Below are 24668 nucleotides of genomic sequence, written 5' to 3' on the forward strand. Positions count from 1 at the left end.
CTAACTAAATAGATCTCTCCATTTCGCTGCGCTACAGTCGAGATGACGACCATTTTATTGGAGCATATCAATGGTAGCTTGTCCAAGGACCTGTTTTAAATACCTTAAAAGGCATTTCTACAAGCTCAATGTGACAAATTGATTGAATTATACTCTATGATACAGCCTATTTATAAACATGTGGTGCATTTAAAATTAATTTAAACCAAAACGATCTAAATTCATGACTTTATTCCAGGTAGCCACAAAGTCTTTCACAAATTTATCTTGTGCATCAGCACTTGCGTATACTTCTGCAATCGCTCTTAATTCGGCATTAGAACCAAATACCAGATCGGCACGGGTTGCGGTCCATTTTGGCTGACCAGTTGAACGGCTGCTTCCCATATATAGCTCTTTATCTTCTGCAATCGCTTTCCATGCGGTTTCCATATCTAATAAATTCACAAAGAAATCGTTGGTAAGTTGGCCAGGTTTTGTAGTCAGGACACCATTCTTGGAACCATCGAAATTCGTGTCAAGGACACGCAAACCACCTACCAATACGGTTAATTCTGGTGCTGTTAAAGTAAGCAACTGGGCTTTATCAATCAGGAATTCTTCGGTAGGAACCGCAGATTTAGATTTACGGTAATTACGGAAACCATCGGCAGCCGGCTCTAAATAACCAAATGATTCTATATCGGTTTGTGCTTGCGAAGCATCCATCCGGCCAGGCGTAAATGGCACTGCAACGGAATGTCCGGCATCAGCAGCTGCTTTTTCTACTGCTGCTGCACCTGCCAACACAATTAAATCGGCCAATGAAACTTTTTTGCCATCAAGCTGCGCTGCATTAAATCCATTCTGAATCCCTTCCAATACACTCAATACCTTTTGCAATTGTGGCGGATTGTTAACAGCCCAGTCTTTTTGCGGTACCAAACGGATTCGTGCACCATTCGCCCCACCGCGTTTATCAGAACCACGGAAAGTAGAGGCAGAAGCCCATGCAGTAGAAACCAGTTCTGCAACACTTAATCCAGAAGCCAATACTTTTGTTTTTAGTGCAGCAACATCATTTTCATTAATCAATACGTGATCAACAGTAGGTATAGGATCTTGCCAAAGCAATTCTTCCTGTGGTACATCCGGACCGAGATAACGAGCCACAGGTCCCATATCGCGGTGGGTTAACTTAAACCACGCCCTTGCAAAGGCATCAGCAAACTGATCAGGATTTTCTAAAAAGCGTCTTGATATTTTTTCATACGCGGGGTCGAATCTTAAAGCAAGATCGGTGGTGAGCATGGTTGGCAGGTGTTTTTTAGCTCCATCAAAGGCATCCGGAATAATGGCATCTGCATTAATCGCTTTCCACTGGTGTGCACCGGCAGGACTTTTAGTCAATTCCCACTCAAATCCAAAAAGATTTTCGAAAAAGTTATTGCTCCATTGCGTTGGTGTAGTCGTCCAGATTACTTCTAATCCGCTTGTAATTGCATCAGCGCCTTTACCAGAACCATAACTGTTACTCCATCCAAACCCCTGACTTTCGATACCAGCGGCTTCAGGTTCTTTGCCTACATGATCTGCGGAAGCAGCACCATGGGTTTTGCCAAAGGTGTGTCCACCGGCAATTAAAGCCACCGTTTCTTCATCATCCATCGCCATGCGGCCAAAAGTATCGCGGATATCTTTAGCAGCAAGAATCGGGTCAGGGTTTCCATCCGGTCCTTCAGGGTTTACATATATTAATCCCATCTGCACGGCTGCAAGTGGTTTTTCTAAATTACGGGAGTGTACGTCGCCATCGGCATCATCGTCTGTAACCACCACACCATGTGCTTTATCTGCACCATCAGAGCCGTGTCCGTAACGAAGATCGCCACCAAGCCAGGTGGTTTCCGAACCCCAGTATACCGATTCATCAGCTTCCCAAACATCCTCACGACCACCAGCAAAACCGAAGGTTTTAAAACCCATCGATTCTAAGGCAACATTTCCGGTTAAAATCATTAAATCTGCCCACGAAATTTTGCGGCCGTATTTTTGTTTAATCGGCCAAAGTAACCTGCGGGCTTTATCAAGGCTCACATTGTCTGGCCAGCTGTTAAGTGGTGCGAAACGTTGTAAACCGGCACCAGCACCACCACGGCCATCGCCTACCCTGTAAGTTCCGGCACTGTGCCAGGCCATGCGGATAAACAGACCTCCGTAATGACCAAAATCTGCCGGCCACCAATCCTGCGAATCGGTCATCAGTGCATGAAGGTCTGCTTTCAAGGCAGCAAGATCTAAACTTTTAAAAGCCTCAGCATAATTAAATCCGTCATCCATTGGATTAGACAAGTTAGAATGCTGACGTAAAATACTCAACTTTAACTGCTTCGGCCACCAATCGCCATTTCTGGTGCCACCACCTGCTACATTACTCTTCATGCTGCCGTTATGGAACGGGCATTTACTGATATCGTTCGATTCTTTTTCCATTATGTATAATATTTTGTTAGTAAAATTTAATCCGTTACTAAAAGACTAAACCGGATGATTAAAATTAGAGAATTGAAATAACTAATCACAATCATTTAATTCTATAATGAAATAGTTAGAATCTATTACTATGCCATATCAGCAGTTTAGGGGAGATGCGAAGACCTGGTGCCGCAAAATTTAACCCGGCGTTAATCTTAAAATAAAATGCCCTTTAGAAGGATATGAGATTTTAAATGGCATTTTCCAAATAAGATCAATCCATTCAAAACTCCTGAACAATCCAAAAATTCAATTGTCCACTATTTGTAAAAATAAATAATCAAACAAAATTTTGTAGTCGTGAATATTATATTTGCGACAACAAAATAATAAAAGCTATGAGACAATTAACATTTGCATCCCTCCAAGTAAAAAATTTAGACGCTTCAAAAGCCTTCTATGAAAACCTTTTGGGTTTCGAAGTCGGCAATTCGAATCCGCAAGCCTGTGTTTTTAAGTATAACCATGGCGAAGCAAGTTTTGCTATTCGTACGCCTCTTGAACCACTAGAAGACAGAGAACTTGGTATTGGCGTGGCCATTTGGTTCGCCGTTGAGGAAAATGTTGTAGAACTGAAAGAAAAGTTTATTGGAAACGGGGTTACAAATGCGGGAGAAATCATTGAAACGCCATTTGGCCGTGCATTTCATGTTAAAGATCTAGATGGCTACAAATTGACTTTCCTGAATGCTAAATAAACCAGCAGATGCAATTCAAGTAAACGACAAAACAAATATTACAACGGATCTGATACGGAATTGGCTGCGGAATTTTTAATTTTATCGATATAAGAAGCGAATCAACATTTTGATTAAAAAAGAGGATCCTGAATAATGTCTGAAGAAATTGAATTTCATTTTAAAAGCCCGGCAGATAGTCCAGGTTATCTGTTAGGGCAAGTCACTATGCTTTGGCAACGAAAGCAAAAAAGGGTACTTGATCCTTTGAATTTAACACAAACCCAATTGGTATTAATGGCAGCCTTAGCATGGCTTTCGAAAAAAAGTGATGCAGTAACTCAGGTAGACATTGCCAACCAAAGCAATGCAGACAGAATGATGGTGTCAAAAGTATTGCGCACCCTTCAGGAAAAAGGCTTTATCACCAGGCAGGAACACGAAACAGATACAAGAGCAAAGACCATTAGATTAACAACTGAGGGAGGCCGCGTTTTGCAAAAAGCTCTGATTGAGATTGAGCGTGCCGACCTGGCGTTTTTTGATACCTTAAAGGATGGGGTTTCGTTATTCAATAAACATATGGTGCAGCTCATTGAAAAAAATAAAGATATTTAGGCTATACCATCTGTTAAAAGATGATCTAATGCTTAATTTACTTCGGATTAGCGAATGATTTTTACAAAAAATCCCTGCAAAAATTTGATTTGCAGGGATTTCTGTTTTAACATTAAATAATGTGGAGCCGAAGGGAGTCGAACCCTTGTCCAGTTGTGAGATAAATTATACCTTCTACATGCTTATTTTTCAATTGATTTTCGGGAAATAAACGGGCTGAAAACCGACCTTATTTAAATCCTTAGATACTTGATCTCACTTTAAGTCGTATCTCCTTAAAGCCAGCTTTGTTGTTTCGATGCCCCGGATTCTAACCCAACAATGCAGCAGTTAGAGGGACAAAAGCTAGTTAGTTCTAAACTAAGCAGCTAAGGCGTAAGTATTTTCGCCAACTAAAATGTGATCGTTCACTTTAAGTGCTCTCCGAACAACGCACTGCATGCTAACATAACTTTCGCCACCCCGTCAAATCCAAGAACGGCCCCAGAGAAAGTTCCTGGTAAAAAAATACCAGACCGCAAATATACGAAAAACTGTGTCAAATAACAATTAATATCACCTGCCCGTAGAAAGACCTGCACCGGATCAACATAGATTTGATTGTTGCCCAAACCGCAAAAGCATCAGCAGAAAGACAATGACAAGACTGATCTTCCAGGTAAAAAAGACGTCTAATCAGCTATCCCGGGAAGCAAACCTGGAAAATACCCAGCGACTACCCTCTTTTTGTCTTTAAATTATGGGCGTTGGTCGATTAGCTTCCCAGGCTGGTATAATGCTGCGATTTGTGCTGAAACGTTTCCGGTGCCTGCACGTCTTAATATCAGAACAATCAATAAAAACATTATAAAAATTTAAACTTAAAGCATATGAAAACTTTACTTAAAACATTATTCGCATCATCTTTAGCATTGGTATTATCTACTTCAGCAATATTATCAGCTAACGCAACTGAAACCATCAAACCTGTTCACGCTTCGAAAGCATTGAGCTTCAAACGCATCAAAGTGAAAGGAAATGTAGAGCTGACCATTATACAGGGAAAACGTACCGGCATTAGGTATGCAGATGAAAATACTGGTAAAGTTAAGGTTATGCAGAATGGAGATGGCTTAGAGATTACCTCTTTGGATAACAGCACCGCGAAACTGACCATTTATGTAAATGACATTTACCGCATCCATGCCATGGATAATGCCAAAGTAAAAACACAGGGTAAAATCAATACCCAATACCTGCAGGTTTTTCTAAGCGGAAATGCATCACTGGACTTAAACTCACAAACTGAAGGATTATATACAGTGATTGAAGACCACGCTGATTTAACCTTAAGCGGTTCAACCGGCGACCACTTGCTGGTAATGGGCAAAGGACAAAAGCTGATTATGGACAAATTTGTTGCAGCCAATACAAAAACCAGCTTAAATACTGAAAATGCATTAGCCTCCCTTAGCAAATAAAAAAAGAATTATATTTTGGTTCAGGCGGTCTGTTTACAGGCTGCCTTTTTTGTTCGCCATGAAAGCCAAACAGTTGATTAAACGTATCTTCAAGGTTACATAATGACTTATGTGTTAAAAATCACCTAACTCATTAATTTTCAGCACTAAATAGCTCCACAATCAAAATAAAAATCCTGGTAATGGGTACGGTTAAACATTTCTGCTAGAAAACTAAACAAGTTAAGCATTCCTCAATGTATACATCTATTATCTTTATGAAATCTGTTTTAATTCTGAATATCGAAGATAAGGAGCCAAAACAACTTAAATAACCAAATATTATGAAATTCAAATTTATTATAATTGCTTTAGGAGCAAGCCTTAGCTATGGAATATGCCAGGCTCAAAACAACCCCGAGCCAATTAAAGAAGATTTTAAACCTGCTGCAACGAACCAGCCCGGCCAGCAATTCCCGCAGGTCAATTCGCAAGGCTACGCCCGGTTCCGCATCAAAGCTCCTCAATCGGATAGTATCAGGGTAAGCCTCGGTCTTGGCGGACAGGGAGGAACCAAACTCACCAAAACTGATGACGGATTTTTTACGGGCACCACTGCCGGTGCAATGGATGAAGGTTTCCATTATTATCATCTGACCATTGATGGCGGAGTATTTAACGACCCCGGCGCTATGAACTATTTTGGCTCGTCGCGCTGGGAAAGTGGCATTGAAATTCCGGCTAAGGATGAAGATTTCTACGCCAATAAAAATGTAGCCCACGGAAATGTGCAGCAAATACTTTTTCCTTCGAAAAGTACCAATTCCTCGCGCAGGGCATACGTTTATACGCCGCCAGGTTATGGCAAAGATAAACAACGTTTTCCGGTGCTGTATTTACAACATGGATGGGGCGAAGATGAAACTGCCTGGAGTAATCAGGGCCGGGCAAACCTGATTATGGACAACCTGATTGCGGAAGGAAAAATTAAGCCGTTTATTATTGTGATGACATATGGAATGACCAATGAAACCAAATGGGGACGTATGAAAGACTTTAAGATTGATGGTTTTCAAACCTTATTAACCGAAGAGCTGATTCCGTACGTAGACAACAACTTTTTAACGATAAAAACCTCAAATGGCCGGGCTATGGCAGGACTATCGATGGGCGGTATGGAGACGCATACCATTACGCTCAACAAACCCGAACTTTTTGGCTATTATGCGTTGCTTAGTGGTGGAACATTCAACCCTACAGAACTGAAAGATAAACCAAAACCCCAGTTAATTTTTATTAGTTGTGGAAGCAAAGAACGTCCTGAAGGTGTAAAAAATGCTGTTGCAGCTTTAAAAGAAGCGGGTTACAATGCAGTTTCTTATGTTTCGGAAAATACCGGCCACGAATTTCAGACCTGGCGCCGGAGCCTGCGTGAACTTGCTCCGTTATTGTTTAAATAGATTACGCTGGTAACCTGTTTAAAAGTCAATACGAATGTCCGGGAATTTTACAAATTATAAGACCGCGAATAATCGTCATTGCGAGAAGGCTTTTTCAGCAGAAAGCCTGCCCCGGTTTTCGGGGAAGCAATCTTTATAGCAAGGATAATAGCATAATAGATTGCTTCGTCGTTCCTCCTTATAATGACGATGATAAGAATAGACTTTATTTCTTGCTTCCCTCCCGCTGTCATCCTGAGCGTAGTCGAAGGATCTTTTGCGAAAGCCTAAGCTTCGAAAGTTGATCATTGACAGGGTTTTCAACTACACTCAGACTGACAGATGAAATAATTTTTATTTCATTTTAAACAAGAGCTAATTATCAAACATGAAAGCTAAAAATGTTATTTTCCTCTTTGCAGGCTGTTTATTTAGCCAATTATGTTTAGCCCAGACTGAACTGAAGTCTGATTTAAAAGCATTTAAACCAGCCGAAAGCAATCAACCTGGCAAATTATTCCCCCAGGTAAACGATGAAGGCAAAGTGAGGGCGAGCCTATATGCGCCTCATGCATCTAAAGTCCTGTTGGATTTGGGTGGAAAAAAATATGAGATGGTTAAAAATGAGGCTGGCCTCTGGACAGGTGAATCAGAACCACAGGACGAAGGCTTTCATTATTACCAGCTCAATGTGGATGGTGCTGCAATTCCAGATCCCAACAGTCGTTATTTCTACGGTGCAGGAAGGCTGGGCAGCGGCATCGAAGTTCCGGCTGATGATGAAGCATTTTATGCCTTGCAAAATGTGCCTCATGGTATGGTGAGTGAAAATATTTATTATTCTGATTTAACCAAAACCTGGAGAAGGTGTTTCATCTATACCCCGGCAAGTTATTACGAGAACAATAAATCGCGTTTTCCTGTGCTTTACCTGCAACACGGAAGTTTCGAGGATGAAACGGGCTGGGTGAATCAGGGAAAAGCCAATATAATCCTGGATAATTTAATCGCACAAAATCAGGCAAAACCGATGATCATCGTTACGGATAATGGTTATGCGTTTAAACCAGGAAATAATGAGACAGCTCAAAAAGGACAGGGTATTTCAATTTTTGAAGATGTACTGATTAAAGAAGTGATTCCAATGATTGATAAACGTTTCCGCACCTTGGCCGACCGGGAACACAGGGCTATTGCCGGGCTTTCAATGGGTGCAAATCAAACGATGCGCATCGTGATGAGAAATCTGGATAAGTTCGCTTATTATGGCGGTTTTAGTGGCACCTCAAATTATCCTAACACGGATGTAATCGATCCGAATGTATTTATGGAAGGAAGATTTAAAACTGGAACTGAAGTGAACAAGAGGCTTAAGTTATTTTGGCTAGGGCTAGGAACCAAAGAACCCGCTCCTTTCCCTAAGTCTGTTGGCGCGTTCAAGTCCATGCTGGACCAACAAGGAATTAAATATACTTATTACGAATCTCCGAAAACAGCGCATGAATGGCTTACCTGGAGACGCAGCCTGCAAAATTTTGCACCTTTGTTATTTAGGTAGGATACCTTGAGTTAGATAATTGAGAATATATTCTGGCATCCTAAACCAAATTTTCAGATTTAAGTGGGCGTCACCCCTGACCTGTAGCGCAGCGGAAAGCTACGCAGTAAATTTATTTCAGGGTCTTTACTGCTAGTAAGATGCTGACCACGGAGTAGCTACAAGGCAATTGAAAATGCTAATTTTTACTTGTAAAATAAATTCAGCATGACGAATGGAAAATAAAAACGTACATAACGCAATGACAAAATTAAGCCTCACAATTACGTTAAATAACCTCCAATAACTATTTTACAACTTCATTTTCCATTGGCCCGAGGTAACTTGGCGATAATTTATCTTTGTATACGATTATTTTTTCCAGAACTACTGCCGGATCAACCATCCATATTTTTACAGTGTGCCTGCCAGAGGCTTTAAAGAAATGTGAAGAAGTAAGCGTTCGTGCATTATCTTTTACCGAATTGGCCCAGCTGGCATCAGATCCTGAGGCACTGGGTTTGGCTATAATGGTCAGAATTTGAGGCGCCGCGCCATCTACAGAAATTCCAACCCTTAAACCTTGGGACGAGAAATTTACGGTTGGCCCCACCACCAAATCAATTTTAACCTCCCCGCTTTCAGAAAAGAAAACAGGGTATTCTATTGTAGGAGTACCAGGCTGATCAAGCGAAGCGGAAGTGACCGGAAAAATCGACATGCCTGATGCTCCTCTTCCATAACCGGGTATCGCCTCCCAGCTCACCCCATTTCTGGATACTTTCTTACTTGCCTGAAAAGCCTCAAATGCAATTGGCGATCCTAAACTGGCAAAAGTTCCTTTGGCTTCTCCCAATTGTTTTGATGTCGCCTTGTTGGCGATAACATTAATTACCACCAGGGTCGTGTTGCCAGATATCTGAATTTTACCCTGATGCTTTCCACTGCCGAGTTTAGTCCAGTCAATATCTACCAGTATGCGATAATCATTTGTACCTGGAATACTTTCTTTTTTCAAACGAATCCACTGATCGGCTTTTAGTTGGAAACTGATCGGTGCTGCCCCTTTTGCAAAAACTTCAAAATAAGATTGTAATTTATTTAAAGATTCGAACTGCGGAAGCGTAGCCGCCGGAATATTTGATGCTGAAGGCCAGCTTTCAGATGAACCATCTATGGCTACGCCAAAGCTTGATGTTGAAGGCACCTGGATTTCGTCTGTTTTTGGCATGATATTTTTCTTTGGATCATTCCAACTCGTATACCCAATCCTTACCTGATCCATCATATGGTTCCACTTACCACCTGCCAGTTGATAGTTATATTCATCGCTAAGCTGTTGATCATATTTAAAAAAATCGAGCGCAAGATTGCGTTGAAGATTGGTCGCAGCTCTCCCCTGCTTAAAATAAAGTCTGTTTTTACCAACAGCAATATATAAATCGGTAACCGTTTTCATCGCCTGGATGGGATAATATACCAATTGATAAAATGCATCTTTATATTGCTGAGGCAACTTCTCATTTACCTGTGCTGCCCTGCTGTTTAATGCCTTCCATTCCATGCTTACGCGTTGCGCTTCATTGAAATTGATCAGACTAAAAGTTTCTGGACTCAATAGTTCTGGTTTGCGTCTTGTAGTATACTTGGCGTATAAACGCACTAAATCTGCAATTTCTTTTGCCTGGCCGGTTCCAAATTCTCGTGTTGCCCAGTGTTGAAGAAAACCTGCCAGCTTTTCCCGGCTCATCGCTTCGGGGTTCCAGGCCATCCTTAAAAAGAACTCTATCGGAATCTCCATTGGTTTCAGGTCACCAACATTTACCACCCAAATGCGGTCGGCACCATAATGATAAGCCAAATTCATCTGCTCCCAAACTTTTGGCAGGGAGGTGGTATTTAGCCATTTATAATTTCTGGGTGCACCCACATAATCAAAATGGTAATATATTCCGGATCCACCGCTGCGTTTGCGCTCCTGGGCCGTAGGCAAATGCCGTAAGTTGCCCCAGTTATCATCAGCCCACAACAGCGTAATATCATCCGGAACTTTCATTCCGAAATCGTAATAGTCTTTTACTTCTTTATATAAGGCCCAAAGCTGTGGAATTTTTTCTACAGGCTTATCTATATTTTCAGCAAGAATTTTGCGCTGATCAGTGATGATATTTTCCAGCAGCTTTACATTAGATGCCATATCACCACCTTCAACCATGGGTTCATCTCCATCTCCACGCATCCCCATGGTTACCAGGCTTTCGTAGTTTTTATTTCTTTTAATCCCGTCTTGCCAGAAAGCATTTAGCCCCTTGGGGTTTGTTGCGTAATTCCAGGCACCTACCCCATGTTTTTTCCATTCCTGTTGCGCACGGATCATCGGTTCGTGATGCGAAGTGCCCATTACAATACCATATTCATCGGCAAGGCGTGGATTTTCGGGATCATCTTCATTAAATGCGTTACTCCACATGGCTGGCCAAAGGTAATTGGCCCGCAGACGAAGCAGCAGCTCAAACATATGGGTATACATTTTACTGTTCATCCCACCAAACTTTTCTTTGGCCCAACCCGTCATTGCCGGGGCTTCATCATTAATAAATATGCCGCGGTATTTTACTGCTGGCTCTCCAGAATTATAACTCCCGGAAAGCGCAAATGCACTCTTGCGGGTTTTAGGTGGAACATCGGCCCACCAATACCATGGCGATACGCCTAACTGTTCTGACACTTCGTATATGCCGTATATTGTTCCCCTTTTGTCGCTTCCAGCAATAACCAATGCCTGATCAATACCAGGAAACGGGTTTTTGACGGTTGATATGATAAAACTCTCCCACTTGCCTGAAATGGGAGCAATATTAAGCTTGCCTGATGAAACGAACTGATCAATGAGTTTGCTTTTGCCCAGGGTTCCGATCAAAATAACAGCTTTCCCCGAAGGCTTAACGCTTTTCAATTCAGGCTTTACGCCGGACACGCTGAAAAAGTCCTGACTTAAATCGCCAATTGCCCTGATCACACCTTTATAATCATTCTCATCATAAAAAATATTTGCTGCTTCCCCTCCATCAATCAATGCAAAATCATCTTTATACCTTCTGGTTTCTTGAATAAATTGCTTTTCCAAACCCAAACTTGTCTGGGCTTTCGTGTAATTAACCCAAATGGTTGAGAGGATAAGAAGCGTAAAGAAAATCTGGCTTTTTTTAAAAGAATTTACTGGCATTAGGGGAATAAATTAGGTTCTTGATTGATCGTTATTTATTAGGCTAGAGCACGATATTTTAGCTATGGAAGCAAGCTATTAGCAGGTAGGATTTTTATTAAGAATAGTGCAAAAAAAATGTCTGGGTGCTTAAACAGAAAGAGCAATTAAGTTCGGATTCAAATTTTCAGGATTTTATTTATCCAAAATCTTTGGACATAAGAAAAGGCAGGCAATTATAAAAAGAATGAGCGACATCAATTGACGCCGCCCATCCAACTAAACCAAAGTATTTTTAATAACCAGGATTCTGGTAAGCCTTTTTTTCATCTGCACTCATCTGCATTCCATCTATTTGTGCCTGAGGAATAGGGCGTAAATATAAGTTAGGTGTAATGGTACGGGTTACGGTTTGTGGTGTATGATCGCCGTAGGCCGTTCCTGCTATGGTATAGGTAGCCGCAAGCTCACCCCATTTCTGGGTACGAATCAGATCGTATCTGCGGTAACCTTCCGCATAATATTCTCTTGAGCGTTCGGCCAAAATATAATTAATATCTATTGTAGCAGGTGTAGCCGCAACCATCGCTGCACTATTATCAGCAACTTTAGCCACATTTCCATTGTTATCAAAACGCCATTTACCGGCTCTTGCACGAATCACATTGATGAGTTCGCGGGCACTTTTGCCAGCTTTGGTTGTTGCTCCTTTCACTGCTGCTTCTGCTGCAATGAAATAAAGCTCAGAAAATTTAGCTACCGGATAAGGGCGTGTACTACCTGCATTTGGTTGTCCTAATCCTGTGCCGTTATCGGTACGGTAAGGACCTAATTTCCAAAGGCCTGGATAAACGATTCTGCTGATTCCGCCAGGAGCCACAACATAATCAGCTCTTCCAGGCAAAACACCAGCACCTACACCACTTACTCCTGCACCTGTTGGGTAAGCAATTGTAGCATCATCTGCATTTAGAAAGCTAAGTACAGCATCTCCAGGTACTATCGATAATCCATTTGCGTTAACCAATGATGTCGGCGCACTCGAAGGCGGGTTGTAACCTTTAGGCCAGTTACCCCTGTAAACTGTGGTGAAAGTACCATCATATCTCGAATCGAGTGTTTTATCGGCGAAGGTATTCTTCAATACTTCAATTGTTGGCGCCATACGGTTCCATGGGCGGCCTAAATGCTGCTCTGCCTCACGTTGAACGGAACTAATGCCTCCACTACGGATATTGGTATAATTCCAGGTCATCATCCAGCCTGAAAAATTATCAGGTGCACCGCCACTTCCAAAGGTTAAGCTACCACCATTAAATTTCTCACTTGTTTGCGTATGATCGGCATATAATACTGTTTCTTTATTGCGGTCATTTATGGCCAAATTCACGTCATAATACGTATCCATCAGCCCAAATGTACTTGGGTTCTCAATTGCTGCAGTAGCAATATCGTAAGCCTGCTGAAAATAGTAATTGGCATCATGTCCGTCAGGGTCAGTTCTTGCAGATGCGGGATAGGTTGGAATATTATTTGGATTTTGTAACCACCATGCATAAGTTAAATAAGCTTTTGATAAAAATAGCTGTGCAGCAACCTTGGTTACACCACCGGTAACCCTTCCTGTTGCAGGCAGGTCAGCAATAGCTTTTACAAGATCGGGAAATATAGCTTTGGTGTAGACTGCAGGTACAGTATTTCTCACAGAAGTTCTTGACGGATTGGTATTAAATTTTAATTCTCCTGCACCTAAATCAAGTGGAACACCACCGAAAGTTTGCACCAAAAGAAAATAATCGAAAGCCCGGAAAAACCTGGCCTCGGCCACCAATGCATTTGAGATACCTGCTCCACTGGCGTTTTCAATTATACCACTGGCATTGTTAATGTTAGGGAATGCTTCACTCCACAATATACTGCTGGGAAAACTTGTTGATAAGATAGAACCTACTCCAGAGCAGTCCATATCTTTAAAATTTCCGTCAGCATCTTTGCCCCAGGTGGCCTCATCAGTACCAGTGATTAAAGAATTGTAAAAGTAAGCCTGACCATAAATGTTTCTCAAATGGGCATACATAGAAGTTAGTCCACCGTTTACGCCTGTAACCGTTTTAAAATAATCAGGTGTAAAGGTGCTGCGTGGTTCTTCTTCCAAAATTTTAGAACAACCTGAAATGATTACCATCAGTAACCAAATAGCTGCAACGGCTTTTAATTGTATATTTTTCATATCCTATTTATACTAAAATGTTAAATTAAGACCTGCAACATAATTACGGGTTGAAGGTGTGTTGGTACCAATAGTTAAAATTCTTCGTTGATAAGAAGTAACAGCCTGGTTTTCGTCACCAAATGAATTGGTTTCCGGATCCATACCAGACTCCCTGTGATAAGGAGAGAACATTACAAATGGATTTTGTACGGTTAGGTACATGCGCAACCTTACATTTGAATTTTTAATCAGATCTCTGTTAAAATCATAACCAAGAGAGATGGTTCTGATTTTTAGGAATGATGCATCGAAATAACCTAGCGTACTTCCGTATTTAGGGTTATCGCCACTGGCAATACCACCCGGTTTAGAATACTTTGCATCTGTATGATCAGGTGTCCAATAATCTACCTTAACATTATTTCTACGACCTGTTAATAAATTCAGATAGCCTGCTGAGCCGTAAAGTGTACTTACCAATGTTCCGCCACTTTTAAAAAGCCCCACAACATTCAGGTCAAATCCCTTGTAGGCAACCCTTGTATTAAAACCACCGGTAAACTTTGGATCAATATCGATAATTTGTCTGTCGGCCGCACCGATAGCCCTTGTTGGAACACCGTTTGCATCATAGTCTCCGGTATATTTAACTTTAATCATCCCTACGTTACCACCTGGTTCAAGCACATTTAAGTAAGGGTCTCCTGACTGCCATAATCCGATTTTTTCATAGTCATAAATGGCATTGATATTATGACCTACAAACCATGCGTTTCCTTCATCACGGGTTTGTCCGGAAGCCAGGGCAGTCAATTTGTTTCTATTTGCCGTAATGTTGAAACCTACATCCCAGGTCCATCCACCCTGATTTTCAAGGATTACACCATTTAAACTCAATTCCCAGCCTTTATTCTGTGTTTGGCCGATATTAGCCGTATAGCTACCTACACCCGCAGTTGAGGGTAAGGCCACGCTCAGCAGGATGTCTTTGGTTTTGGTGTCATAGTATTCAAAAGTACCGGAAATGCGGTTTTTTAAGATTGAAAAATCCAAACCATAGTTCCAGGTTTCAGAATATTCCCATCCTAAGCCCGGACTTGGAAGCTGAGATACGTAATATCCGGTTGCATAAGTATTATCGCCAAAATTATATGGGCGGGTACTTAACAGCCCAAGTGTTTGATATGGAGCAACCGCCTGATTGGACGTTTGTCCGTAACCTACACGGATTTTTAATTTATCAATTACACTAATTCCTTTCATAAAAGATTCATTCATCAGGTTCCATCCCACTGAAACTGCCGGATAGGTATGCCATTTATGCCCTGGCGCCAAACGCGATGAAGCATCAGACCGAAGGGTAGCACTTAATAAGTACTTGTTATCATACGAGTACATAATCCTTCCCATGTAAGAAACAAGTCCGGTAAGGGTATAGAGTGGGTTTTGAGGCGTACCGCTACCAATGGTGATCTCGCCATTTGCCTGCCCAAGATTATAAAACTGGAAGGCTTCGGAAGGGATATCCCTGGCGGTCATAGAAGAAGAATTGAATTTATTTTGTTCAGCAGAATACAAGGCAACTGCATTGAAAGTATGTTTTCCAAAACTGCGGTCGTAGGTCAGTAAATTCTCCAGTGTCCAGTGGTAAGTTTGTGAGTTACCTACGCCAGCGGTAGAAGGTGTAGTGGCTGTAGTATTACCCACCCCAACACCAGTGAAGTTACCATTATTGCTCTGGATAAAATCCAATCCCAGGTTAGCACGGTATTTCAACCCTTCAACCCATGGAATTTTAACCTCACCGTATAATGAATTATAGGTAGCAAAGCCACGTGTCTCATTCAACCACTTATCATGCAAATCCTTTACAATGCCATTGGTATAAACAAAAGCTTCATCTTGTGGCATTCTAACGGTACGTTTTAAACTACCATCTGCATTATAAGGATTTGAAATAGGAGTATTGCTCAAATTGCCGTAAATACCAACCTGATTGCCTTCACTAATGTTATAATTATTATTGGTGGTAAATCCAACACGGAAAAGCTTGCCGATTTGCTGATCCAGCGATGCTTTCATTGAATACCTGGTATATTGCTGTGTAGGAATTAAACTCTGGTTTTTATAATATCCGCCACCAAAACTGTAGTTACTGGTTGCTGAACCACCGGTAACACCCAAATCATGACTGGTTACAATAGCGTTTTTATTATAAAACAGATCCTGCCAATCTGTATTTACATCATTGGATTCATCAACACCAAGTGTTGTAAATAGCCCTGCGGCTTTCCTCAATGCAATAAATTCAGGCCCGTTCATCATCGGATATTTTGCAAATAAGGTTTGCAAACCTGTGTATGTATTGTAAGAAATCTTGGCTGGTGCACCAATCTGTCCTCTGTTGGTCGTTAACAAGATTACACCATTGGCACCTCTTGAACCATAGATAGCAGTAGCAGATGCATCTTTTAAGATATCGATACTTTTAATATCGTTAGGGTTGATGTCGCCTATTGAGCCAGGAAATGGAATCCCATCCAATACCACAAGTGGCTCATTACTAGCCGATAGTGAACGTTGACCACGGATCAGGATCTGCATGGTTGCACCTGGTTTGGTTGAAGTTTGCGAAATATTAACACCTGCCAAACGTCCCTGAATGGCCTGAGCGATATTGGGTGCCGGCACTTCTCGGATTTTTTCTCCCCCAATAGAGGCTACAGAACCTGTAACCGCCTCTTTGCGTTGGGTACCATAACCTACCACAACTACCTGGCCCAGCTCTGCTGCACTTGGTTGAAGGCTTACATTTATAGTGCTCTGACCTTTAACCGGAACCTCTTTATTGGTATAACCCACAAAAGAGAATATTAAAACGGGGTTTGCACCAGTGGTGGTAATGGAAAAACTTCCGTTATCCTGCGATGAGGTACTGGTATTTGTTCCTTTTAAAAGGACACCTACACCTGGCATTGCATTACCTTTTTCATCAACAATTTTCCCTTTTACCACAGTTTGTGCCTGTGCAATAAAAGCCGAAAATATCAGTGTTGCCAATAACATCACTTTGGGGAGATACCTGAAAAATTTCCAGCGCGACGTTACAGAAAATTGTAAAATTTCACTTCTCATAATTAATGGTTTATAATGGTTAAAGAATAAGAAAAGACCAGCTGTTATTTGGAAAATCATCAGGCACATGTTTAAATCACGCACCAAAAATTAATGAGCAATACCTCGCTGGTTCAATTCAGATTTATTCTGCGATAAAGATATTTGGATTGCTCATCTGCTCATGATTTGATTGTGCATATTAATAGAATAAATGTTCAAATCGAAAAGGAGCTATGATTAAATGGGCGACACAAAAATGGAGCTACAAAAGAAGTTATTTGGAAGACAAAATTTTACTGTCAGAATAAAAATACGTGTATTTAAGAATCGAAAAATTGAGTTAAAAACAGCCTTTAAATACTAATAAACGCGTATTTTAATAAAAAAAACATATTATTATGTTTACTTTTAATGCTGATTTTTGCTAATCATTTTCATGTATATTGTGCATGAAAATGATTAGCAAAAGGGTATAAATCTGATAAAAAATGTCGAAAAATCTGCTTTATGCAATCGGTTGAATTTTTGTTTTCTTTCCTCAACATAGAAGACAAAATCACTATACAATTATGATTGTAATCAGATTTATTCTACAAGTAGAAACTAGTATTTTCAACTATCTTTTAGCTAGTTCATTTTTAACATTTCTTTACAAATAGACCCTGAAATGAATTCAGGGTGATGATGATCGCTAATAAAAATTTAAACAAGCTAATTCTTGAAATTTTACACCCCGATTAGTTCTAAAACCAGGAGCATTTTTACAACTAATGTTAATCTTGAACATAGTTGCAGGCAGAAGTTTCTAGGAATACTCTATTTATTCACTTCTGCTTCAAAAGGTGAAGCCGGTAAACCTGCTTTGTTGTATAAGTTAGCTCGATCTGGATTATCTGCCCATGCATAACGGACAAAGGCTGGTTTTAAAACCATGGGGCTCGAAAGCACAACGCTATCTCCTATTATCCTGGCCTGGGCCCAATAGAAAACCTTATCCTCACCCGCAAGGGCAAAACCGCTCAGTTTATCAGCTCCCTTTATCATTAACCCAGGTGAGCTATGGTCAAAATTTATGGTCAATTCAGATCCCCTTAACTGGTTTGATTTATAAATAGGTCCTGAATAAGTAATCTGCTGATCGTGGTAAGCTAAATGCGCAGCCCATAGCGCCAAACGTTCACCCACGTCTTTTTTATCCAGCGGATGGATGTCATTCCATTCACCAGCATCAATAGCCACAGCCATCCCTGTATTGGGTACAGAGAGTGCCTGTAGCTGGCTTTGCCTAAACTGCGCCCAATTACTCTCTTCAGGCAAATAGTTGGCTTCCATAAAATTAGGCAGTTGCGCATAAATAAACGGCAGATTTTCTTGTTTCCATTTATTGCGCCAGTCTTTTATAAGCGCTGGTAACAATTGACCGTATGCTTTTGGATCTCCGGTATTCGATTCTCCCTGGTACCAAACAAAACCTTTTATTGCAAATTGTACAGCTGGTGCAACCATAGTATTAAATAATCCGGTTGGCTCATTCTGTGCAACTAAGGGCATTTCGGCATTGGCAAGAAAACCCAGGTTTTGCCTAGGTTGCGCATAACCTACTTCAAAACTCCACTCGCCCCGCAGGTCTATTTTTTTATCGGAAGTGATTAAGGAATAATTTTTATCGGGCACAAAGCCGCCTTTACCACTGTTGCTCACCACTTTAACAATAAGAATATTTTTTCCCTTTTTTAACAGCCCGGCTGGAACAACATACCTCCGGGGAGGATATTGATAGGTCGTGTTGCCAATAAATTTACCGTTGAGGAATACAGAATCGGCATCTATAATGCGGCCAATATAAAGCTTAGCCTGCTGTCCGCTCATCTCTTCAGGAATCTTCAGTTCTTTTCTGAAATAAAAAATTCCGTTGATATTTCGGATTCCCTGATCTGCCCAGTAGCCTGGCATCCAGAATTTTCGCCAGCCACTGGCATTAAAATCAGGATCGATCCACTTTACCGGACCTGAAAGTCCTTCATCAACTATATGTGCTGATGTTGTTGGCCTGGCCAGGTTATTCTCTTTAACTTTTTTTTGATAATTGGCCATATATGCCGAATCCCTGAAGTTATTAATTTTTTTCATCTGTTTGGGATTCGTCAAAAATGCATCACGGCTCATCCAGGCCTCAATCGGGGTGCCCCCAACGCTTGAATTGATAATACCTATTGGAATGTTATATTTTTGGAAGAGGGTTTTTGCAAAGAAATAGCTGGTTCCCCCGAAACTTAAGATACCTGCACCAGTAGCAGGAACCCATTTGCCGGGAGGAAGATCGATGGATTCTCCAGAAAGGCTTGCTTTGGTTGGAACAAAAAAGTTCCTGATCAAAGGAAAATGATCCTTTTCAATCACCTGAGGATAAGCTTCTTTTAATCGCTCCATGGGCAGGGCCATATTAGACTGCCCAGAACAAAACCAAACATCACCCAGCATAATATCATCAAGGGTAATTGTGTTCTCACCTTTAATGGTCATTTTAAAAGGTCCGCCAGCTTTCATTTTGCTCATTTTTACTGACCATGAGCCTTGTGCATCGGTGGTAGCCTGATATGTTTTTCCGTTAAAAATAATCGTTATTTTTTCTTTTGCTGTTGCCCAGCCCCATATTGTTAATGGGGTTTCGCGCTGGAGCACCATATGGCTGGATACCAGCTGGGGTAGGGTAACTTTGGCAGAAACCGAAAAACTGAAAACCAGTAGCCAGACTAAGCCGCATAAAATTAATTTTGTTCTCATATTCTTATCAATTTCCAAAACTATTTAACAGTTCTGGCTTTTGGTCTGCCATTTGAATATAATGAGGCCATTAATGTTCAAATTGTTTAGCTCAATAGCAGTAATTCTCTAAAATATCTTCAAACGCCTTGCTTAGTTAACTTTGATATGGAAATAATCAAAATCTGCATGTCCACCAATTTGTTCCGTTGCATAATTGAAAAGACCAAACCGATAGCCCATAAAATGCGGTAAGGTGTAAGACATTTTCAGTTTTTCGCCAACCGTATTCCATGATTTACCGTCTAAGCTGTAAGCAAAAGAAGCCAGGTCATGGCGATCCTTAAAGTCACAATCTAATCTTAAATAAATTTTTTGCTGTTTTAGTGGAATCTTAATACTTTCCATAGGCTGAGTATCATTCACCGTATTCACCACAATGAACAGGCCTTCTTTTAAAGATTTAACGCCTATCCAGCCATATTTTTTTTGAAGCAACAGCATACCGGCGCAGTCCCCTACTTTCATATTTTCCAGGTCTATACTGGTTTCGGCAGAACTTGCTGGCCCTACCGTTCTTTGGGTAAGTGTATTTCTGGACGAAAGCACTGAGGTATCAATCCTGGAGGTTTGGATCGTCAGATAGCCCTTTTTTCTGGTAAGCGACCAGTTGGCATGATCTGGATTATGATTCCACTGCCATACCTTTTTAAGACCGTTTCCTTCACCTGTTCCATCGAAGTTATCAGAATCTACAATACCAGGGATCAGGCTTAGGTTTTTAGCGAGCTGAAGTGTATCTGGCACTTTTGAATTTACCCCAAGAACAGGCCAGCCCTGCTCCCATTTAACCGGAACAAGATAAGGAATGCGACCAACGGCGCCATAATCACGAAAAAGATATGAAAACCACTGTCCTTCAGGAGTACTAATTAATCCACCCTGTGCTACTCCTTTATCCTGAAGGCCGATTTTTCCCGTGTAGGGGCCCATTAGTTTGTCGGCTTTATGAATAATAACCGTACGCATACTGTTTTTTGGCCAGGTAATATTGAACAAGTAATATTTATCTTTCACTTTGAAAAGTTGCGAACCTTCAGCAGGTAAACCTGGATTGTTACCAGCAACCTGAGTAGCATTTTCTATCAATACCTGAGGGCTTGTACCTGTTTTTATGCCAGAAAAATCAGTATTTAATTCCGCAATCATAATTTTGCCTGCACCGTAAACCATAAACACCCTGCCCTTTTCAAAAAACAGGGAGTGATCATGGAGTGCAGGACTGAAGGCGGATCTTTTCCAGGGGCCTTTTTCAATATCTGTAGTGGAATATATGTATGTTTTATTTGTTGTACCAGAAAAAGTGCTCACATAAAACCGGCCTTCATGATAGCGCAAACTACTGGCCCAGGATCCTCTCCCATAATCATTTTTGCCATTATTTAAATTTAGCTGATCAGTATTTGCCAGGGTATCATAAACGTATGTTACAATCTTCCAGTTTACGAGATCAGTAGACTTCATAATTGGCAGTCCAGGACTCATATGCATGGTTGTACTGCTCATATAATAGGTTTTTCCGACCCTGATAATCGATGGATCGGGTACATCAGCAGCGATTATAGGATTTATGGCTAGCTGACTATAGGCTGTAAAATGAAACAGGCCATTTAGAAACACAACACACAGATAAAATACGAGGTTTTTCATAATTGGGGTAAATTTGAATTTATTAAAGATGCTGAATCATAAAACAAGTTGCGCTAAAGTTTGTATCGTTGCGCAGAACCTGATGAAATATCTAAACGCATAAAAGTATATTTAAATAAGTTTTTCAGCAAGCTACCGAAGACACATAACCTAAATAAAGGCTGTCTCATAAATTGTAATTCAATTGAATTTGTCAAGTTGAGCCTCCCGACGAATCGGGACAGGTCGTCGAAACGCCTTGTAAGACATTTAAAGCAGGTCCTTCGACAAGTTCAGGATGACAGTTTTACATTTATGGGGCAGCCTCTTCCTCGAGGAAATGATCATTACTGTTAAATAATTTTTTTCGACAAGCTACCATTACACATAACCTAAGAAATCTCGTCAATGCGAGGAGGAACGGCGAAGCAAACTTTATACTAGCGATTTTTGCTAAAAAGATTGCTTCGCCGGCTGAAAAGCCTTCGCGCAATGACGGATTCCTCAAGGAGAGCTATGCCGTTAACTTCTCAAATCATCTATATTGATTTTATGCAATAAAATAATCCTTAGGGTAACATGCAGTAAGTAATCGGTCATCATTTATGCTGCAGCTTCTAATTTTTCACAACTTCAAAATACTCTGCTTTGATCCCCCTATCTCTAACAATCAGGGTATCTTTAGTTGCATATTTAACATTCAGGTTTTTAAAGTTTACCGTATAATCCAGGTATATAGCACTTCTGTTTGTTCCGCCGATGCTATTTTTTTCTCCGTTTGACACAAACTTACCTGATCCGGAAATATCAAAATCATTTGAATTGGCAGTGACGGTACAATTATTACCATCGGCAAAATTCAAAACCAGTGTAAAATTCACATTATTTCCAGCACTGTTTTTAATCGTTAAGGGTAAATTAGCAACCTTTAAAGCACTTGTTGAGATGCTGACTACCTGATTACTTTCCACATTCGCTGTCCTCCTGGTGGCATTAGTCACCGTGCCATTTGCCTGGGTAATCTGATCTACTCCCTTTCTCAGGTAATTGCCGTGCCAGGGATTTACATATTTAATTCCATATAACACAAAATCTTTGGGTTGTACTACCCAATTCAAAGGTACAACCCTGGATGGGCTGGTTACAGCGGGCATACCTTTTAATATGGAATCCGCACCGTTCAAACTTGTCATCACCAGGGGAATTACATAATTCCGGGTTAAGGCTTTCGGATCTGCAAAAAAAGCATCGGTTAATTGAACATCTACCCCGCCCAGAATATTTCCTGGTTCAATAGTGATTTGATTGGAACCCAGTTTATAATACGACGAAGGCAAAGCAAGTACTTTAGTGCCTCCATTAGTAAAGTTAACGCCATCCAATAGGGTTTCATCCACTTTAAATCCGACAGTTACTTTCTCTTTATTTTTGCTTACCCCACTCAGGGTTGCCTTGATAGACACTTTGTGTTGATTATCCAGTGTATTGTCGAATAACAAATCCTCACCTAAAACGATGGTTCGATAAGGATATTGATTGGCGAAATAGACAGCATTATTGACATTATCGGGAAAAACAAGCTCATCATTTTTACATGATGAAAGCAGTCCAATGGCAGCTGCTAAACCCAGACAGATATGATTTAATTTCATGCTTATAGTTTATTTAAATGATATTTTATTATTTCCAGCCCTGGTTCTGGATGAGCTGGTTGTATTTTAAAATTTCAGAATTAGGAACAGGACCGTAATACATATAACTCTGAAAGGCACGAGGTTCAACATTTAACGGCTTTAACACATTCCCATTCACATCCAGTCCTCTGGCCGTCTCATTTAACTTGGTTAAATCCACTTTCCAGCGACGCAAATCCCAGAACCGGAAACTTTCAAAGCACAGTTCCAGCCGGCGTTCATTTCTGATCAGTTCACGCATCTTACCCACATCAGATTTACATTCTTCCAGATAAGGATCACTGGAAAAACCGAAAGCCCTTCTGCGGATATTTCTTATCACATCGTAAGCCGAATAGCTGTGCGTACCAACTCCTGTTGGGCCCCAGGCTTCATTCGCGGCTTCTGCATAGGCAAGATACATCTCTGTATAGCGGATTCTAGGGTTATAATGTGTTTTTCCGCTTAATGAAATGGGATTGCGGTTAACATCCATCCTTAATCTTTTTTTCATATAATAACCGGTACGGGTAGAAGTAGTCCTTACATTTATCCCATCATCCGAACCTGAACCACTCCCTGTCCGTATCACAGTATTTGATACACCTGCAGTACTTCCGTTAAATAAGATGTATTTGGCGAAACGCGGATCCCTTCCGGTATAAGGAGTTGCTTCAACATAATTTGCATTAGGATGATTAATCGGATAGCCATTTGCCATTGGAAATGCATCTACTAAATTCTGGGTTGGATTCATCAGGCCGTTTCCAAAAAGTGAAGGCGGGAAGTGTTGTCCCTCCTGGTTACCGTCGTTAGTTACAATATTTTCTCTCCAGATGATCTCCGAAGGATTATTTCCACCACCCAGTCCGTCAACTTCTCCGGTATTGGCATAATAGGTTCCACCATTTTGGGGAAGACTGCCTGCTCCACCTTTATAATCGATAATCTGTGCAGCATAATCTGCAGCTTCTGCCCAGCTAAGGGTATTGGATGGGCTTTTAAAAGCCGGACTTGCCGCCAGTAAAGCCGTTCTTGTACGGAAGGATTTTGCGATTAAGCCATTGAAAAGCTGACGCGCATACTGCCCCATCACCCGGTTATAAGTCTCAGGATTCTGGGTAATACTGCGAAACCTTGTGGGAATCAGTGCCGCCGAGGATACATCGTTATATTCAACCGGCAAATAGGCTTCAGCGCTATCAAGATCTTTATAGATCTGTTTTATGCAGGCATCGAAGCTTGCCCTGGGTAAATTAAATTCACTTGTTGGACCTTGATATTCTGTGAGGATTGGTACGCCGGTGAGTTGACCATTGGAAGCTATCCCTCCATGATTGCGTAACTGAAAGTACAAATAAAGACCTCTCAATCCAAAAGCTTCTCCTCGCATGCGCATATTAAAAAGCTTTGCACTTTCCGCATCCGCAGCCCATTTAACCTTCCCAGAATTTGCAAGGAAAAGATTGATGTACTGCATGGCCTCATATGATTGGTTCCAGACTGAAGCGGGATTACTGGCTGCAGTCCACGAACCGGCCGCCAGTTGCAGGTAAGGATGGGTAAGCTGGTTGGTTACCGCATCATCAGTAGCAAAATCTGAGTTATCATAATAGGCTGGAATGGTTCGGTAAGCGTTAATTAGAAAGCCCTGCGCAAAATTAGCGTCGCTATACATTTGATCAAGGGTTTTAAGGTTCTCCGGTTCCGGATCAAGGATCTTCTTGCATCCAGCTAAAGCCAGAACAGCTAATCCGATAATATATATTTTGAATTTCATATCAT

The 24668-nt window shown here is 41.0% G+C and carries 13 protein-coding genes and 1 other RNA gene; 5 read left to right on the plus strand and 9 right to left on the minus strand.

Features of this window, described 5'->3' with window-relative positions; all coding sequences use genetic code 11:
- Positions 1–195 precede the first annotated feature (195 nt).
- Positions 196–2472, minus strand: coding sequence for a catalase/peroxidase HPI (katG, locus tag OQX63_RS04405; protein ID WP_265849670.1), 2277 nt, complete (start codon positions 2470–2472; stop codon positions 196–198).
- Between the two features lie 380 nt (positions 2473–2852).
- Between katG and OQX63_RS04410 the strand changes: the two genes are divergently transcribed.
- Both OQX63_RS04410 and OQX63_RS04415 read left to right on the plus strand, forming a co-directional pair.
- Positions 2853–3212 (plus strand): VOC family protein, encoded by a 360-nt coding sequence (locus tag OQX63_RS04410; RefSeq protein WP_265849671.1) that lies wholly within the window; start codon positions 2853–2855, stop codon positions 3210–3212.
- A gap of 135 nt (positions 3213–3347) precedes the next feature.
- On the plus strand, positions 3348–3809 hold the full coding sequence (locus tag OQX63_RS04415; RefSeq protein WP_265849672.1) for a MarR family winged helix-turn-helix transcriptional regulator: 462 nt from the start codon (positions 3348–3350) through the stop codon (positions 3807–3809).
- Positions 3810–3928: 119 nt separating this feature from the next.
- Here the strand turns inward: OQX63_RS04415 and ssrA are convergent.
- Positions 3929–4294, minus strand: a transfer-messenger RNA (tmRNA) gene (gene ssrA / locus OQX63_RS04420).
- A gap of 384 nt (positions 4295–4678) precedes the next feature.
- On the opposite strand from ssrA, the gene OQX63_RS04425 reads away from it, so the two are divergent.
- From OQX63_RS04425 to OQX63_RS04435, 3 genes are all read left to right on the plus strand, one after another.
- The gene (locus OQX63_RS04425; protein WP_265849673.1) at positions 4679–5269 is read left to right on the plus strand and encodes a GIN domain-containing protein; all 591 of its coding nucleotides are present in this window, start codon (positions 4679–4681) and stop codon (positions 5267–5269) included.
- A gap of 323 nt (positions 5270–5592) precedes the next feature.
- The gene (locus OQX63_RS04430) at positions 5593–6708 is read left to right on the plus strand and encodes an alpha/beta hydrolase-fold protein (protein ID WP_265849674.1); all 1116 of its coding nucleotides are present in this window, start codon (positions 5593–5595) and stop codon (positions 6706–6708) included.
- Positions 6709–7075: 367 nt separating this feature from the next.
- On the plus strand, positions 7076–8245 hold the full coding sequence (locus OQX63_RS04435; protein WP_265849675.1) for an alpha/beta hydrolase-fold protein: 1170 nt from the start codon (positions 7076–7078) through the stop codon (positions 8243–8245).
- 286 nt (positions 8246–8531) lie between these two features.
- Here OQX63_RS04435 and OQX63_RS04440 read toward each other — a convergent pair whose 3' ends face one another.
- The 7 genes from OQX63_RS04440 to OQX63_RS04470 all read right to left on the minus strand — a co-directional run bounded on the left by OQX63_RS04440 (position 8532) and on the right by OQX63_RS04470 (position 24663).
- Positions 8532–11450, minus strand: a complete 2919-nt coding sequence (locus tag OQX63_RS04440; protein ID WP_265849676.1) for a glycosyl hydrolase 115 family protein — start codon at positions 11448–11450, stop codon at positions 8532–8534.
- A 274-nt stretch (positions 11451–11724) separates the two neighbouring features.
- The gene (locus OQX63_RS04445; RefSeq protein ID WP_265849677.1) at positions 11725–13659 is read right to left on the minus strand and encodes a RagB/SusD family nutrient uptake outer membrane protein; all 1935 of its coding nucleotides are present in this window, start codon (positions 13657–13659) and stop codon (positions 11725–11727) included.
- Positions 13660–13671: 12 nt separating this feature from the next.
- Positions 13672–16836: a SusC/RagA family TonB-linked outer membrane protein gene (locus tag OQX63_RS04450; protein WP_265849678.1), complete on the minus strand. Its 3165-nt coding sequence runs from the start codon at positions 16834–16836 to the stop codon at positions 13672–13674.
- Positions 16837–17574: 738 nt separating this feature from the next.
- Entirely contained in the window at positions 17575–19542 is a 1968-nt protein-coding gene (locus OQX63_RS04455; protein ID WP_265849679.1) for a sialate O-acetylesterase, read from the minus strand.
- Between the two features lie 132 nt (positions 19543–19674).
- The gene (locus OQX63_RS04460; protein ID WP_265849680.1) at positions 19675–21231 is read right to left on the minus strand and encodes a glycoside hydrolase 43 family protein; all 1557 of its coding nucleotides are present in this window, start codon (positions 21229–21231) and stop codon (positions 19675–19677) included.
- Positions 21232–21827: 596 nt separating this feature from the next.
- Positions 21828–22862, minus strand: a complete 1035-nt coding sequence (locus OQX63_RS04465; RefSeq protein WP_265849681.1) for a DUF5627 domain-containing protein — start codon at positions 22860–22862, stop codon at positions 21828–21830.
- A gap of 28 nt (positions 22863–22890) precedes the next feature.
- Positions 22891–24663: a RagB/SusD family nutrient uptake outer membrane protein gene (locus OQX63_RS04470; protein WP_265849682.1), complete on the minus strand. Its 1773-nt coding sequence runs from the start codon at positions 24661–24663 to the stop codon at positions 22891–22893.
- Positions 24664–24668: the final 5 nt, after the last annotated feature.

This window comes from Pedobacter sp. PF22-3, from assembly GCF_026239555.1.
Classification (GTDB): Bacteria; Bacteroidota; Bacteroidia; order Sphingobacteriales; family Sphingobacteriaceae; genus Pedobacter.

Coding starts and splice junctions, on each gene's coding strand:
- katG (WP_265849670.1), bottom strand. CDS start 2,472: ATGGAAAAAGAATCGAACGATATCAGTAAATGCCCGTTCCATAACGGC.
- OQX63_RS04410 (WP_265849671.1), top strand. CDS start 2,853: ATGAGACAATTAACATTTGCATCCCTCCAAGTAAAAAATTTAGACGCT.
- OQX63_RS04415 (WP_265849672.1), top strand. CDS start 3,348: ATGTCTGAAGAAATTGAATTTCATTTTAAAAGCCCGGCAGATAGTCCA.
- OQX63_RS04425 (WP_265849673.1), top strand. CDS start 4,679: ATGAAAACTTTACTTAAAACATTATTCGCATCATCTTTAGCATTGGTA.
- OQX63_RS04430 (WP_265849674.1), top strand. CDS start 5,593: ATGAAATTCAAATTTATTATAATTGCTTTAGGAGCAAGCCTTAGCTAT.
- OQX63_RS04435 (WP_265849675.1), top strand. CDS start 7,076: ATGAAAGCTAAAAATGTTATTTTCCTCTTTGCAGGCTGTTTATTTAGC.
- OQX63_RS04440 (WP_265849676.1), bottom strand. CDS start 11,450: ATGCCAGTAAATTCTTTTAAAAAAAGCCAGATTTTCTTTACGCTTCTT.
- OQX63_RS04445 (WP_265849677.1), bottom strand. CDS start 13,659: ATGAAAAATATACAATTAAAAGCCGTTGCAGCTATTTGGTTACTGATG.
- OQX63_RS04450 (WP_265849678.1), bottom strand. CDS start 16,836: ATGATTTTCCAAATAACAGCTGGTCTTTTCTTATTCTTTAACCATTAT.
- OQX63_RS04455 (WP_265849679.1), bottom strand. CDS start 19,542: ATGAGAACAAAATTAATTTTATGCGGCTTAGTCTGGCTACTGGTTTTC.
- OQX63_RS04460 (WP_265849680.1), bottom strand. CDS start 21,231: ATGAAAAACCTCGTATTTTATCTGTGTGTTGTGTTTCTAAATGGCCTG.
- OQX63_RS04465 (WP_265849681.1), bottom strand. CDS start 22,862: ATGAAATTAAATCATATCTGTCTGGGTTTAGCAGCTGCCATTGGACTG.
- OQX63_RS04470 (WP_265849682.1), bottom strand. CDS start 24,663: ATGAAATTCAAAATATATATTATCGGATTAGCTGTTCTGGCTTTAGCT.